This window comes from Streptomyces sp. NPDC096323 (assembly GCF_040302845.1).
Classification (GTDB): domain Bacteria; phylum Actinomycetota; class Actinomycetes; order Streptomycetales; family Streptomycetaceae; genus Streptomyces.
In genome coordinates this window covers 493,363-507,355 of sequence record NZ_JBEOSI010000006.1, presented here as the reverse complement: position 1 = coordinate 507,355, position 13,993 = coordinate 493,363, and the positions used below count along the sequence as shown (strand labels likewise).

Here is a 13,993-nt window from a genome sequence, read left to right as displayed (position 1 = left end):
GTTGATAGGCCAGATGTGGAAGCCCGGTAACGGGTGGAGCTGACTGGTACTAATAGGCCGAGGGCTTGTCCTCAGTTGCTCGCGTCCACTGTGTTGTTCCCGGGTTGCGAACAGTTATCGCACCGGTTGAACAGCGTCACTAACTTAATTGAAAAGTGTGCTTGTTCGCTAGAACCCGATAGGGTTTCGGTGGTCATTGCGTTAGGGAAACGCCCGGTTACATTCCGAACCCGGAAGCTAAGCCTTTCAGCGCCGATGGTACTGCAGGGGGGACCCTGTGGGAGAGTAGGACGCCGCCGAACAATCTTTGAAGGACCCTTGGTCCCAGCGTTCAACGCTGGAACCAAGGGTCCTTTTTGTTTTTCCGAAGCGCGTCGGGTGTCCGGCTGCGCGAGAATGTCTGTAGTACCCGATGACAGGAGCAGCACCCATGTCCACCAACTCTCCCGACGATCGTTCGGAGCGCGAGCCGCGTCGCCGGGACGGCGGTGACCGGGGCGGCTTCAGCGGCGGTCGTGACGACCGGTCGGGCGGCCAGCGCCGGGACAACGACCGTGGCGGAAGCCGTCGCGATGACAGCCGGCCCACCAGCGGCGGCGGTGCCCGTCGTGACGACAGCCGGCCGACCAGCGGGGGCGGAGGCTTCCGCCGTGACGACCGCGACCGTGATCGTGCACCCCGTCGCGATGACAACCGTGGCGGCAGCTCGTCCGGTGGTGGGTTCCGCCGCGACGACAACCGCGGCGGCAGCTCGTCCGGTGGCGGCTTCCGCCGTGACGACAACCGCGGCGGCAGCTCATCCGGTGGTGGGTTCCGTCGTGATGACCGGGCTCCGCGTCGGGATGACGACCGTGGTGGGCGTCCCAGTGGTGGGTTCGAGCGTCGTGATGACCGGCCGCGTGGGCCGCGTCGCGACGACGACAACCGCAGCGGCGGCTTCCGCCGCGACGACAACCGTGGCGGATCCGCCGGCGGCGGCTACCGCCGTGACGACAGCCGAGGCGGCTCATCATCCGGTGGCGGTTTCCGTCGCGATGACAGCCGTGGCCCGGCCTCTTCCGGTGGTGGGTTCCGTCGTGATGACCGGGCTCCGCGTCGGGACGACGACCGTGGTGGGCGTCCCACTGGTGGGTTCGAGCGTCGTGATGACCGGCCGCGTGGGCCGCGTCGCGACGACGACAACCGCAGCGGCGGCTTCCGCCGCGACGACAACCGTGGCGGCGCGCCGTCCGGTGGCGGCTTCCGTCGCGATGACAACCGGGGCCCGGCCTCTTCCGGTGGTGGGTTCCGTCGTGATGACCGGGCTCCGCGTCGGGACGACGACCGTGGTGGGCGTCCCAGTGGTGGGTTCGAGCGTCGTGACGACCGGCCGCGTGGGCCGCGTCGCGACGACGACAACCGCAGCGGCGGCTTCCGCCGCGACGACAACCGTGGCGGATCCGCCGGTGGCGGCTTCCGCCGTGACGACAACCGGGGCCCGGCCTCTTCCGGTGGTGGGTTCCGTCGTGATGACCGGGCTCCGCGTCGGGATGACGACCGTGGTGGGCGTCCCACTGGTGGGTTCGAGCGTCGTGATGACCGGCCGCGTGGGCCGCGTCGCGACGACGACAACCGCAGCGGCGGCTTCCGCCGCGACGACAACCGCGGCGGCAGCTCGTCCGGTGGTGGCTTCCGTCGGGATGACAGCCGTGGCGGCGCGCCGTCCAGTGGTGGCTTCCGTCGCGACGACAGCCGAGGCGGCGCGCCGTCCGGTGGCGGCTTCCGTCGTGATGACAGCCGAGGCGGGTCCGCCGGCGGCTACCGCGGCCAGCGGGACGATCGAGCCGGTGGTGGCTACCGCGGGCGCGACGATCGTGGTGGTTACGAGCGGCGGGACGACCGGGACCGTGAGCCCATCAAGCGGCTTCCGATCCCCGACGATGTCACCGGTCACGAGATCGACAAGGACGTCCGCCAGGAGCTGATGAGCCTGCCGAAGACCCTGGCCGAGGACGTGGCCAGGAACCTCGTCATGGTGGCCCGGCTCCTCGACGAGGACCCCGAGCAGGCGTACGCGTACTCGCGGATCGCTCTGCGGCTCGCCTCGCGTGTGGCCGCCGTACGGGAGGCTGCGGGCTTCGCCGCCTACGCAACCCAGAAGTACGCGGAGGCGCTGGCGGAGTTCCGGGCGTCCCGGCGCATGACCGGGTCCGTGGAGCTGTGGCCCGTCATGGCCGACTGCGAGCGCGGACTGGGCCGGCCCGAGCGGGCGATGGCCATGGCCGGTGAGCCCGAGGTGCAGAAGTTGGACAAGGCCGGTCAGGTCGAGATGCGTCTGGTCGCCGCCGGGGCCCGCAGGGACATGGGGCAGATCGACGCCGCCATCGTGACGCTGCAGAGCTCCGAGCTCGCGTCCAGCGCAGTGCACCCGTGGACGCCCCGTCTGCGCTACGCGTACGCGGACGCGCTGCTGGCAGCCGGCCGTGAGGACGAGGCGCGGGAGTGGTTCGGGAAGGCCCTGGAGGCCGACAAGGACGGTTCCACCGACGCGTCGGACCGACTGGCCGAGCTGGACGGCGTCGAGTTCGTCGACGCCCTCGGTGACGACGAGGACGAAGCCGCCGAAGCGACCGCGCCGGTCGTGATCGAGGCCGACGAGTACATCGACGACCTCGATGATGAGGACGACGACGAGGACGACGAGGACGGTCCCGTCAAGGCGTAACGCAGGAGGAAGAGGGCGGCACCCATCGGGTGCCGCCCTCTTCCGCGTTCGGGAACGGATCAGCCGAGCGCCAGGCTGCGCAGGACCAGGCCGGTGGCCGGCTTCGGGCCGAAGGACGTCGACTTGCGGGGCATGGTGACGCCCTGACGGGCCAGGTCCCGTACCACCTCTTCGCGTACCGGATGCATCAGCACCGCCGTCGAGTCGTGGCGCTCGGCCTGTTCGACGGCTGCCGCCGTGTCATGGATGTAGGCGATGCGGGACGGGTCGTCGGGGATCCGCCAGACATGGTCGAGCAGCGCCGAGTGCAGGACCGTCGCGTCGAGGGTGCGCCAGGCGGCCGGCCGGTCCGCGGGAACGGTACGGGCCAGCAGGGCCTGGTCCGGGCGGTCCGCCAGATGGAAGGCGCCGTCGCCCGCGAGCAGGAAGGCGTTGCCCTCGGCCGCCGCGGCGGCCAGGGCGTCCAGCGCCCGGGGCAGCGGCCCCTCGACCGTGCGGACGCGGAACAGGCCGTCCAGTGCGGCGAGCGCGTCCCTCACCGGCAGGCCGTGCAGCAGCCGGTGGATGGAGCGGACCCGGAGCGGGTAGCGGGCGGTGTCGACCAGCAGGACCAGGCCGAAGTCCCAGGGGCCGGGGACGGTGTGCTCCCGCTGGAGCCGGAGGTAGGTTGCCCATCGGTGGTGGCCGTCGGCAATCAGGGCCTGGCGGCCGGCCAGATCCCTTTCGATCTCCGCACGGTCGGCGGCGTCGGTGACCGCCCACAGCCGGTGGCTGAAGCCGTCCTCGGTCGTCGTGGCGAGCAGCGGCGGGCACTGGATGGTCCGCTCGATGACCGCGGTCGCACCCGTGGCGTCGCCGTCGCTGCGGTAGGTCAGCAGCAGCGGTTCGAGATGGGCCGCGGTCGTCCGCATCAGGTCGGCGCGGTCCTCGACGACATGGGCCATCACGTCCTCATGCGGGAGCACGATGCCCTCGGCCGGGCCGGAGAGCGCCAGCGCGCCGACGACGCCGCGCTGCAGGATCTCGCCGTTGCGCTGCTCGTACACGTACAGCGCGGGTTCCGAGTCGGGGGCGAGTATGCCCTCGGCCAGCCAGCGCTGCAGGGTCGCTGCGGCCTGCTCGTGCCGGGCGGTCGCGGAGTCGGCCTGCGGCAGGATCAGGCGCACGATGTTGTGCGGATCCGCCGATTCCAGGTGGAGCAGCCCGTCGGGCCGTACGACGACGTCGTACGGGGGCGAGGTCACCGCGGCGAGACTGCCGACCCGCTCGGGGACGTAGCGCAGTCCACGGAACGGAAACAGGTGCAGTCCCTTGTCCGCCGGGCCTCGTGTGTTCATTTCAGCATCGTATGTGCGCTCCGGGGATGCGCGATGATCGGGGGAGACGCAGGCAACGAGGAGCGCGGGATATGAGTCAGGCGAGCAGGACCAGGCCGAGCGGGAGCAGCACCGCGCTGAGCGAGGCGTACGACACGGCGCTGCTGGATCTCGACGGGGTGGTGTACGCGGGCGGGCTGGCGATCACTCATGCCGTCGACGCTCTGCGCACCGCGCGGGACGGCGGGATGCACCTGGCGTACGTCACCAACAACGCGCTGCGGACTCCGGCCGCGGTGGCGGAGCATCTGACCGAGTTGGGGGTGCCCGCCGCGCCCGCCGATGTGATCACCTCGGCGCAGGCGGTGGCCCGGCTGGTCGCCGATCAGCTTCCGGCCGGTGCGCGCGTGCTCGTGATCGGGGGCGAGGGCCTGCGGGTGGCGCTGCGTGAACGGGGCCTGGTGCCGGTGGAGTCCGCGGACGACGACCCGGCCGCGGTGGTGCAGGGATACGGCGGGCCCGACCTGGCGTGGGGCCGCTTCGCCGAGGCCTCGTACGCGATCAATCGCGGGCTGCCGTGGTTCGCGTCCAACACGGATCTGACGATTCCGGGCGCCCGGGGGATCGCGCCGGGCAACGGGGCTGCCGTGGAGGTCGTACGGATCGCCACCGGGGCCGAGCCGCAGGTGGCGGGGAAGCCGCTGCCGCCGATGCACCGCGAGACGGTGCTGCGGACGGGGGCCGAGCGGCCGCTCGTGGTCGGAGACCGGCTCGACACGGACATCGAGGGGGCGTTCAACGGGGGAGTGGACTCCCTGCTGGTGCTCACCGGGGTGACGGACGCGGCGCAGTTGGTCACCGCGGTGCCCGAGCACCGGCCGACGTATGTGGACGCCGATCTGCGGGGTCTGCTGACGGGGCAGCCCGAGGTGACGCGGACGGACGAGGCGTACGCCTGCGGCGGCTGGACGGCGTCCGCACGCGGCGGGTCGCTGGTGCTGGAGGGCGACGGGGACGCGCTCGACGGTCTGCGGGCGCTGTGCGCGGCCGCGTGGTCGCATGCCGGGGACGGTGCGTGCGCACTGGACGCGGGGAAGGCGGTGGCCCGGCTCGGGCTGTAGGGGCGGACGGCCTTTGCCGGCCCCCAGGGCGGCTTTGCGGGGCGGCCGGGTCGAGCCGATGGGAGGCTAGGCTAACCTAACTCGCGTGTTGGTTGAGAGTCCTCCGAAACCGAACGCAGGCCCGATAGCCGCGTCGGACAACGCCGCGCCCCCCAGGCGCCATGCGGTACGTGCCGCAGGGCTTCTGGTGGCGCTGGCCGCCCTGGTGCTGGTGTGCCTGGCGAGCATCGCGATCGGCGCCAAGGGGCTGCCGGTCGCCGACGTGTGGCACGGCCTGTTCCACTACGAGGGCAGCGGCGACGACGTCCTCGTACGAAAGGTGCGGATACCCCGGACCGTGCTCGGGCTGATCGTCGGCGCCGCGCTCGGGCTCGCCGGGGCCGTGATGCAGGCGCTGACCCGCAACCCGCTGGCCGAGCCCGGGCTGCTCGGGGTCAACGCCGGTGCCTCGGCGGCGGTCGTCTCCGCCATCAGCTTCTTCGGCGTCACCTCGCTGACCGGGTACGTCTGGTTCGCCTTCGCCGGAGCCGCGATCGTCTCGGTCGCCGTGTACCTGCTCGGCGGCAGCCGGTCCGCCAACCCGGTACGCCTCGCCCTGGCCGGGACCGCCGTCACCGCCGCCCTGTACGGCTACGTCAACGCCGTACAGCTGCTGGATTCGGCGGCCCTGGACCGGCTGCGGTTCTGGACCGTCGGCTCGCTGGCCTCCGCCAACATGGAGACGGTCGGCAAGGTGTGGCCGTTCATCGCACTCGGCGTCCTGCTCACGCTGCTCATCGCGCGGCCGCTCAACGCACTGGAGATGGGCGACGACACCGCGCGCTCCCTCGGCGCCCATCTGACCCGGACCCGGATCCTCGCGATGCTCGCCGTCACCCTGTTGTGCGGCGCGGCGACGGCCGCGTGCGGGCCGATCGTCTTCATCGGGTTGATGATCCCGCACCTGGTGCGTGCGATCACCGGTCCCGACATGCGGTGGATCCTGCCGTACGCGGCCGTGCTCTCCCCGGTGCTGCTGCTCGGCGCGGACGTGATCGGCCGGGTCGTCGCCCGGCCGTCCGAACTGCAGGTCGGCATCGTCACCGCGCTGCTCGGCGGGCCCGTCTTCATCCACCTCGTACGACGCAAGAGGATGTCCCAGCTGTGAAGGCCACCAAGGAGCAGACGCCTGCGCAGACTGCGGGGACGGCGCGATCGGTGCGGGCCGTGCGGATGGCCGGCGGCTATTCGTTCCGGATGAACGTCCGGGCCTCCCTCGTCATCCTGCTCCTCGCCGTCGTGGCGGCCGGCACGGCCGTCGTCCTCATCGGCAGTGGTGACTTCTCGATGACGCCGGGCGAGGTGGTGACCACGCTCTTCGGACACGGCACCTTCCAGCAGGAGTTCATCGTCACGGACCTGCGCCTGCCGCGGGTGCTGGTCGGACTTCTCGTCGGGGCGGCGCTCGGAGCCGGCGGCGCCGTGTTCCAGACCATCTCGCGCAACCCGCTCGGCAGCCCCGACGTGCTCGGCTTCGGCCAGGGCGCCACGGTGGGCGCGCTGAGCGTGATCGTCCTCTTCCAGGGCGGGGCGGCAGCGATCGCGGGCGGCGCGGTGGCCGGCGGACTGCTGACCGGCATCGCCGTCTACGTACTGGCGTGGAAGCGCGGGGTGCACGGCTTCCGGCTCGTCCTGGTCGGGATCGGCGCGGCCGCCATGCTCACCGCCGCGACCCAGTACCTGATCACCAAGGCCGACCTGGTCGACGCGACCCGCGCCGTCGTCTGGATGACCGGCTCGCTCGACGGCCGGGACTGGGCGCAGGTCTGGCCCCTGCTCGTGGTCTGCGGCCTGCTGCTCCCGCTGGTGTTCGCCCATGGGCCGGCGCTGCGGGTGATGGAGATGGGCGACGACGCCGCGTACGCCCTCGGGGTACGCGTCGAACGCACCCGGCTCGTCCTGATGGGCTCCGCCGTCCTTCTCGTCGCCGTCGCCACCACCGCGGCGGGGCCGATCGCGTTCGTCTCGCTGAGCGCCCCGCAGCTCGCCCGCCGGCTCACCCGCTCCACCGGTCCCAATCTGGTGGCCGCGACCTTCATGGGCGCGGCACTCCTCCTCGTCGCCGACTGGGTGTCGCTGGAGGCCTTCGGCGACCGGCAGCTGCCCGTCGGCGTCGTCACCGGTGTGCTCGGCGGCTGCTATCTGCTGTGGCTGCTGGTGTCCGAGCGCAAGGCGGGCCGGATATGAGGGCCCGTGCACGGGGCGCCGGTGACTCGTCGCCCTCCCCTTCCGATTCCCTCGCCGATTCCACCCACCCCCGGAGTACGACCATGCAGCGCCTCACCGCGGACTCGGTGACCCTCGGCTACGACCAGCGGGTCATCGCGGAGAACCTCTCGGTCGAGATCCCCGACCACTCGTTCACCGTGATCGTCGGCCCCAACGCCTGCGGCAAGTCGACGCTGCTGCGGGCGCTCTCGCGGATGCTGAAGCCGACCCGCGGCCGGGTGCTGCTGGACGGGGAGGCGATTCACGGGCTGCCCGCGAAGAAGGTCGCCAGGACGCTGGGGCTGCTGCCCCAGTCCTCCATCGCGCCGGAGGGCATCACGGTGGCGGACCTCGTGGCCCGGGGGCGCTACCCGCACCAGGGGCTGCTGCGGCAGTGGTCACCCGAGGACGAACGCATTGTCGAGGAATCGATGGCGTCGACCGGCGTCGGCGCGCTGGGTGATCGCTATGTCGACGAATTGTCCGGCGGGCAGCGCCAGCGGGTCTGGATAGCGATGGCACTCGCCCAGCAGACGCCGTTGCTGCTGCTCGACGAGCCGACGACGTACCTCGACATCCAGCACCAGATCGACGTGCTCGACCTGTGCGCGGAGCTGCACGAGACGCAGGGGCGCACGCTGGTGGCGGTCCTGCACGACCTGAACCACGCCGCGCGGTACGCCACCCACCTCATCGCCATGCGCGAGGGCGAGGTCGTCGCGGAGGGTGCCCCGGGGGAGATCGTCACCGCGGAGCTCGTGGAGCGGGTGTTCGGGCTCCGGTGCCAGGTGATCTCCGATCCGGAGACGGGGACGCCGCTGGTGGTTCCGGCCGCGCGGGTGCGTGGGCGCGGGGCGCGCGTCGCGGGGGCGGTGCCGGTGCCCGGGGGCGCGTGACCTTCGGCCACGCCTTGTCCTCAAGCGCCGGACGGGCTTGAGAGGACGTCCTCGAACGCCGGACGGGCTTCGTGCGCCTACAGCAGTGATCTGAGTTTCAGCAGGTCGCGGAAGCCCGCCTCCAGGCGGACGCGGCCCGAGCCCCAGGCCTTCGCGAAGTTCAGGTCGCCGTCCACCATCGCCACCAGGTCGTCCCCGGTCATCGCGAGCCGGATCTCGGCCTTCTCGCGGGGTGGTCCCCCGACCGTGTCCAGAACCTGGATCCGGCCCCCGGCGAGGCGTCCGGTGAACGTCACGTCGAGGTCCTTGATGTGGCAGCTCAGCGAGCGGTCGAGCGCCGCCGCGCTGCGTACATCGCCGTCGGCCCCCGCGAGGGTGTCGGAAAGTCTGTCGAGTGCGCTGCGGCACTCCGCCATGGTCGCCATCGTGATCGACGGTACCGCAGCCCTTCGCGGTAGCGTTTCCCGCATGAGCGACTCGATGCCGGGGCCGGACACGGCCGCCGGAACCGCGCCCGGGGGGATGCCGCACGACGTACCGCAGGAGCCGTCCCCCGTGGTGTCGCACGAGCCTGCCGCCCCGGCGCCCCTCGGCGTCGTACGCACGCCCACGGGCCACGCGGGCGTGGACGCGCACCTGGAGCGTCTGGCCGATGCCGACCACCTCCCGGCGGACGGACACACCGAGGTGTACGAGGATGTACACCGTGGCCTGCGAGACGAGCTGACCGCGCTGGACGCCAGGCCCGCACCCGCACCCATGCCCACGTACGACCGCGCGCACGACAACGCGTACAACGACAGGAGCTGAACCGAACGTGGCAGGAGTGGCCCGTCGCCGCCTCGACGCCGAGCTGGTACGCCGGAAACTCGCCCGCTCACGTGAGCACGCGAGTCAGCTGATCGCCGCGGGACGGGTGACCGTCGGCGGCAACACCGCGAGTAAACCGGCCACCCAGGTCGAGACGAGTGCCGCCCTCGTCGTCACCAAGGACGACAGCGACCCCGAGTACGTCTCACGGGGCGGCCACAAACTGGCGGGCGCCCTCGCCGCCTTCGTCCCCCTCGGGCTGGAGGTGGAGGGGCGGCGGGCCCTGGACGCAGGGGCGTCGACCGGGGGGTTCACCGATGTGCTGTTGCGCGCGGGAGCGACCCGCGTCGTCGCCGTGGACGTCGGCTACGGGCAGCTCGCCTGGTCGCTCCAGTCCGATGAACGCGTCATCGTCAAGGACCGTACCAATGTGCGGGAACTGACCCTGGAGGCGATCGACGGCGAGCCGGTGGACCTGGTGGTGGGCGACCTCTCGTTCATCCCGCTCGGCCTCGTGCTGCCCGCCCTGGTGCGCTGCGCCGCCCCCGACGCGGACCTGGTCCTCATGGTCAAGCCCCAGTTCGAGGTGGGCAAGGAGCGCCTCGGCAGCGGGGGTGTGGTGCGCAGCCCCGAGCTGCGCGCCGAAGCGGTACGGGAGGTGGCCCGGCGGGCCTGGGCGCTCGGCCTGGGTGTGCGGGGTGTGACGGCGAGCCCGCTGCCCGGGCCGTCGGGGAACGTCGAGTACTTTCTGTGGCTGCGGGCCGGAGCACCTGAGCTGGATCCCGCGGATGTCGACCGTGCAGTGGCGGAGGGGCCTCGTTGACGACGAATGCGGCACGAACAGTCTTTCTCTTGGCACATACCGGCCGGCCGGCCGCGATCCGCAGTGCCGAGCTCGTCGTCCAGGGGCTGCTCCGCAGCGGCCTGGGCGTACGCGTCCTGGCGACGGAGGCGGCCGACCTGCCGCTGCCGTCCGCCGTCGAGACCGTCACGGACGCCACGCCCGAGGCGGTGACGGGCTGTGAGCTCCTGATCGTGCTGGGCGGCGACGGGACGCTGCTGCGGGGCGCCGAGCTCTCGCGCGCCTTCGGGGTGCCGATGCTCGGCGTCAACCTCGGCCGGGTCGGTTTCCTCGCCGAGGCCGAGCGCGACGACCTCGACCAGGTCGTGGAGCGGGTCGTCACCCGCGCCTACACGGTCGAGGAGCGCATGACGCTCGACGTCGTCGTGCACAGCAACGGCGACGTCGTCCACACGGACTGGGCCCTCAACGAGGCCGCCGTCCAGAAGGTGTCGCCCGAGCGGATGCTGGAGGTCGTCCTGGAGATCGACGGCCGGCCGGTGACCGGGTTCGGCTGCGACGGCATCGTGTGCGCGACGCCGACCGGCTCGACCGCGTACGCCTTCTCGGCCGGCGGACCCGTCGTCTGGCCCGAGGTCGAGGCGCTGCTGATGGTCCCGATCAGCGCCCACGCGCTCTTCGCCAAGCCGCTGGTGACCTCGCCGACCTCGGTGCTCGCCGTCGAGGTCCAGCCGCACACCCCGCACGGGGTGCTGTGGTGCGACGGGCGCAGGACCGTGGAGCTGCCCGCGGGCGCGCGGGTCGAGGTGCGGCGCGGCGCCGTGCCCGTACGGCTGGCACGGCTGCACCAGGCCTCGTTCACGGACCGGCTGGTGGCCAAGTTCGCGCTGCCCGTGTCGGGGTGGCGGGGCGCGCCGCACTGACCCGGGCGCAGCCGTTCGCACGCGGATCGGGCGCCGCGGCCGTGGCCCGTGTGCACGAGGGGCGGGAAACCTCGTATGGTCATGTCCGTGTTGGAGGAGATGCGGATACGGTCGCTCGGAGTCATCGACGACGCGGTGGTGGAACTGTCACCCGGTTTCACCGCGGTGACCGGTGAGACCGGCGCGGGCAAGACCATGGTCGTCACCAGCCTGGGGCTGCTGCTCGGCGGACGCGCCGATCCCGCCCTGGTGCGGATCGGCGCCAAGGCCGCCGTCGTCGAGGGCCGGATCACGGTGTCCGAGGGCGACGCGGCTGCGCTGCGGGCCGAGGAGGCCGGGGCCGAGATCGAGGACGGCGCGCTGCTCATCAGCCGTACCGTGTCCGCCGAAGGGCGCTCCCGCGCCCATCTCGGCGGCAGATCCGTGCCCGTGGGAGTGCTGGCCGAGCTCGCCGACGAACTCGTCGCCGTGCACGGGCAGACCGACCAGCAGGGGCTGCTCAAGCCGGCCCGGCAGCGGCAGGCCCTGGACCGGTACGCGGGCGACGGCGTCGCCGTGCCCCTCGCCACGTACGCGGCGGCCTACCGGCGGCTGCGCGAGGTCGCCGGTGAGCTCGACGAGCTGACCACGCGCGCCCGTGAGCGGGCCCAGGAGGCCGATCTGCTGCGCTTCGGGCTGAACGAGATCGCCGCGGTCGAACCGCTGCCCGGCGAGGACACCGAACTCGCCGCCGAGGCACAGCGCCTCGGTCACGCCGACGCTCTCGCCTCCGCCGCCGCCCTCGCGCACACCGCGCTGGCCGGCAACCCCGAGGACCAGGAGGCCGTCGACGCGACGACGGTCGTCGCGGCGGCCCGGCACGCGCTGGACGGGGTACGGGCCCACGATCCGGCGCTCGCCGCGCTCGCCGACCGGGTCGGCGAGATCTCCATCCTGCTCGCGGACGTCGCGGGAGAACTGGCCGGGTACGCCGACCAGCTGGACTCCGATCCGCTGCGCCTTGCCGCGGTCGAGGAGCGCCGGGCCGCGCTCACGGGCCTCACCCGCAAGTACGGCGCCGACATCGCCGCCGTACTGGCCTGGGCCGAGGACGGGGCCCGCCGGCTCACCGAGCTGGAGGGCGACGACGACCGGATCGGCGAACTGACCGCCGAGCGGGACGCGCTGCGCGCCGAACTCTCGGTCCTCGGACAGGCGTTGACCGATGCGCGTACGGCTGCCGCCGCGCTCTTCGCCGATGCGGTGACCGCGGAACTCGCCTCCCTCGCCATGCCGCACGCCCGCGTCTCCTTCGACATCAGGCAGACCGAGACGGCGGACGAGGCGTCCGGCATCGAGATCGGCGGACGCAACGTGGCCTACGGGCCCTCCGGCGCCGACGAGGTCGAACTCCTGCTGGCCCCGCACCCCGGCGCCCAGCCCCGTCCGATCGCCAAGGGCGCGTCGGGCGGCGAACTGTCCCGGGTGATGCTCGCCGTCGAGGTGGTCTTCGCCGGCTCCGACCCCGTGCCCACCTACCTCTTCGACGAGGTCGACGCGGGCGTCGGAGGCAAGGCGGCCGTCGAGGTCGGCCGCAGGCTGGCGAAGCTCGCCCGGTCCGCCCAGGTCGTCGTCGTCACCCACCTGCCCCAGGTGGCCGCGTTCGCCGACCGGCAGCTGCTGGTCGAGAAGACCGTGGACGGCTCGGTGACCAGGAGCGGCGTGACGGTCCTGGAGGGCGAGGCCCGGGTACGGGAACTGTCCCGGATGCTCGCGGGCCAGGAGGACTCCGAGACGGCCCGGGCACACGCGGAGGAACTGCTGGCCACGGCGCGGGCCGACGTCTGAGGGTTCGCCCGCCGGGCCGACCCGGCGTCCGGGGCCCCCGCGGATTTCACCCGTGCGGGTGGTGCGCCACGCCCGGTTTGTTGCGGTGCGCACCGGCGTATCGGGCCGGCCGTGCCGGAACGTGCGTACGGACTGGCATCCTGGGCGCTGTACTTGGACCGACCGCCGCCCATGCGACGGTCGGTCCAACGGCCGTCGGGTGACGCCGTTACCCCCGACTCGGGATCCCCGGGAGCCATTCAACGTGTCACAGCTGCGTACGGTCCAAGTGCTGGGCGGCGGCAGTGCGGGCAGCAGCGCCCATGTCGCTTCGCTGGCCGCCGGACTGGTCGCGCGAGGCGTGCAGGTCACCGTCTGCGCTCCGGCCGCACTGGACCGTGCCTATGAGTTCTCCGCCACCGGAGCGGGGTTCACGCCCGTGCCACGGCGCAGCGACCCCGCCGCCGTCGCCGCACTGCGGGCCGCCTGTGCGGGGGCCGACGTCGTGCACGCGCACGGGGTGCACGCCGCCGTGCGGGCCGCGCTGGCGCTCGGCGGCCGTCGGATCCCGCTCGTCGTCACCTGGCACACCCGGGCCCATGCCGAGGGGGCGCGCCGCCGGCTGCTGCATCTGCTGGAGCGAAGAGCGGCCCGCGCGGCCTCGGTGGTGCTCGGGGCGTCCTCGGACCTGGTCGACCGGGCCAGGCGCCGGGGTGCGCGTGACGCCCGCCTCGCGCCCGTCGCCGTTCCCCTGCCGCGTGTCCCCGTTCCGGTGCCCGACGGCAAGGTGCGGGCCGAACTCGGCGCGACGGCACGCCCGTTGATCATGGCGGTGGGCAGCCTGGTGCCGCATCACGGGTACGGCACGCTGCTCGACGCCGCACGGATGTGGCGCCGGCTGGACCCCGTACCCCTGCTGGTCATCGCGGGCGAGGGGCGGGATCGGGCGGCCCTGCGGCGTCGGATCAGGGCCGAGGACCTGCCCGTGTCGCTGATCGGCAGCCGCACCGACGTTCCCGAGCTCCTGGCCGCCGCCGACCTGGTCGTGCTGCCCAGCCGATGGGAGGCACGTTCGGTGCTGGCCCAGGAGGCCCTGCGGATCGGTGTGCCGCTGGTCGCCACCGCCGTCGGCGGAGTGCCCGAACTCGTGGGTGACGCCGCCGAACTCGTGCCGTACGCGAACGCGGAGGCGCTCGCCCGGGCCGTGGCCCGGCTGCTGGACGATCCGGCGGAACGCGAGCGACTGGCGGCCGCCGGACCGCTGCAGGCGGCGAGTTGGCCGACCGAGGACGACACGGTCGCCCAAGTTCTCAGCGTGTACGACGAGTTGGTGCAGCCCCTCGCGACGGGCCGTACGAGCTGAGCTGG

Annotated in this window: 13 protein-coding genes and 2 rRNA genes; 12 read left to right on the top strand and 3 right to left on the bottom strand. The window is 72.6% G+C overall.

Annotated features, from left to right (window positions below; all coding sequences use genetic code 11):
• Positions 1-73, top strand: a 23S ribosomal RNA gene (locus ABTX18_RS19900); the annotation flags it as partial.
• 112 nt (positions 74-185) lie between these two features.
• Positions 186-302, top strand: a 5S ribosomal RNA gene (rrf, locus tag ABTX18_RS19895).
• A 707-nt stretch (positions 303-1,009) separates the two neighbouring features.
• Here rrf and ABTX18_RS19890 read toward each other — a convergent pair.
• Positions 1,010-1,933 (bottom strand): hypothetical protein, encoded by a 924-nt coding sequence (locus ABTX18_RS19890; RefSeq protein WP_352124004.1) that lies wholly within the window; start codon positions 1,931-1,933, stop codon positions 1,010-1,012.
• Positions 1,934-1,963: 30 nt separating this feature from the next.
• Between ABTX18_RS19890 and ABTX18_RS19885 the strand changes: the two genes are divergently transcribed.
• The gene (locus ABTX18_RS19885) at positions 1,964-2,704 is read left to right on the top strand and encodes a tetratricopeptide repeat protein (RefSeq protein WP_352124003.1); all 741 of its coding nucleotides are present in this window, start codon (positions 1,964-1,966) and stop codon (positions 2,702-2,704) included.
• A gap of 59 nt (positions 2,705-2,763) precedes the next feature.
• Here ABTX18_RS19885 and ABTX18_RS19880 read toward each other — a convergent pair whose 3' ends face one another.
• On the bottom strand, positions 2,764-4,041 hold the full coding sequence (locus ABTX18_RS19880; protein ID WP_352124002.1) for a DUF1015 domain-containing protein: 1,278 nt from the start codon (positions 4,039-4,041) through the stop codon (positions 2,764-2,766).
• 71 nt (positions 4,042-4,112) lie between these two features.
• Here ABTX18_RS19880 and ABTX18_RS19875 point away from each other — a divergent pair, with 71 nt between their 5' ends.
• From ABTX18_RS19875 to ABTX18_RS19860, 4 genes are all read left to right on the top strand, one after another.
• On the top strand, positions 4,113-5,141 hold the full coding sequence (locus ABTX18_RS19875) for an HAD-IIA family hydrolase (protein ID WP_352124001.1): 1,029 nt from the start codon (positions 4,113-4,115) through the stop codon (positions 5,139-5,141).
• A gap of 187 nt (positions 5,142-5,328) precedes the next feature.
• On the top strand, positions 5,329-6,288 hold the full coding sequence (locus tag ABTX18_RS19870; RefSeq protein WP_352124000.1) for a FecCD family ABC transporter permease: 960 nt from the start codon (positions 5,329-5,331) through the stop codon (positions 6,286-6,288).
• Positions 6,289-6,353: 65 nt separating this feature from the next.
• Positions 6,354-7,367 carry a FecCD family ABC transporter permease gene (locus tag ABTX18_RS19865; RefSeq protein ID WP_352124027.1) on the top strand — a complete coding sequence of 338 codons (1,014 nt, stop codon included), beginning with the start codon at positions 6,354-6,356 and terminating at the stop codon, positions 7,365-7,367.
• An 83-nt stretch (positions 7,368-7,450) separates the two neighbouring features.
• The gene (locus ABTX18_RS19860; RefSeq protein ID WP_352123999.1) at positions 7,451-8,284 is read left to right on the top strand and encodes an ABC transporter ATP-binding protein; all 834 of its coding nucleotides are present in this window, start codon (positions 7,451-7,453) and stop codon (positions 8,282-8,284) included.
• A gap of 77 nt (positions 8,285-8,361) precedes the next feature.
• Here ABTX18_RS19860 and ABTX18_RS19855 read toward each other — a convergent pair whose 3' ends face one another.
• Positions 8,362-8,709 carry an SCP2 sterol-binding domain-containing protein gene (locus ABTX18_RS19855; RefSeq protein ID WP_352123998.1) on the bottom strand — a complete coding sequence of 116 codons (348 nt, stop codon included), beginning with the start codon at positions 8,707-8,709 and terminating at the stop codon, positions 8,362-8,364.
• 43 nt (positions 8,710-8,752) lie between these two features.
• Here ABTX18_RS19855 and ABTX18_RS19850 point away from each other — a divergent pair, with 43 nt between their 5' ends.
• The 5 genes from ABTX18_RS19850 (at position 8,753) to ABTX18_RS19830 (ending at position 13,988) form a co-directional block, all read left to right on the top strand.
• The gene (locus ABTX18_RS19850) at positions 8,753-9,094 is read left to right on the top strand and encodes a hypothetical protein (protein WP_503061170.1); all 342 of its coding nucleotides are present in this window, start codon (positions 8,753-8,755) and stop codon (positions 9,092-9,094) included.
• A gap of 7 nt (positions 9,095-9,101) precedes the next feature.
• Entirely contained in the window at positions 9,102-9,917 is an 816-nt protein-coding gene (locus ABTX18_RS19845; protein WP_352123997.1) for a TlyA family RNA methyltransferase, read from the top strand.
• On the top strand, positions 9,914-10,819 hold the full coding sequence (locus ABTX18_RS19840; RefSeq protein ID WP_352123996.1) for an NAD kinase: 906 nt from the start codon (positions 9,914-9,916) through the stop codon (positions 10,817-10,819). The genes ABTX18_RS19845 and ABTX18_RS19840 overlap by 4 nt, the downstream gene beginning before the upstream one ends.
• An 81-nt stretch (positions 10,820-10,900) precedes the next feature.
• Positions 10,901-12,646, top strand: coding sequence for a DNA repair protein RecN (gene recN / locus ABTX18_RS19835; RefSeq protein WP_352123995.1), 1,746 nt, complete (start codon positions 10,901-10,903; stop codon positions 12,644-12,646).
• Between the two features lie 244 nt (positions 12,647-12,890).
• On the top strand, positions 12,891-13,988 hold the full coding sequence (locus ABTX18_RS19830; protein WP_352123994.1) for a glycosyltransferase family 4 protein: 1,098 nt from the start codon (positions 12,891-12,893) through the stop codon (positions 13,986-13,988).
• Positions 13,989-13,993 lie beyond the last annotated feature (5 nt).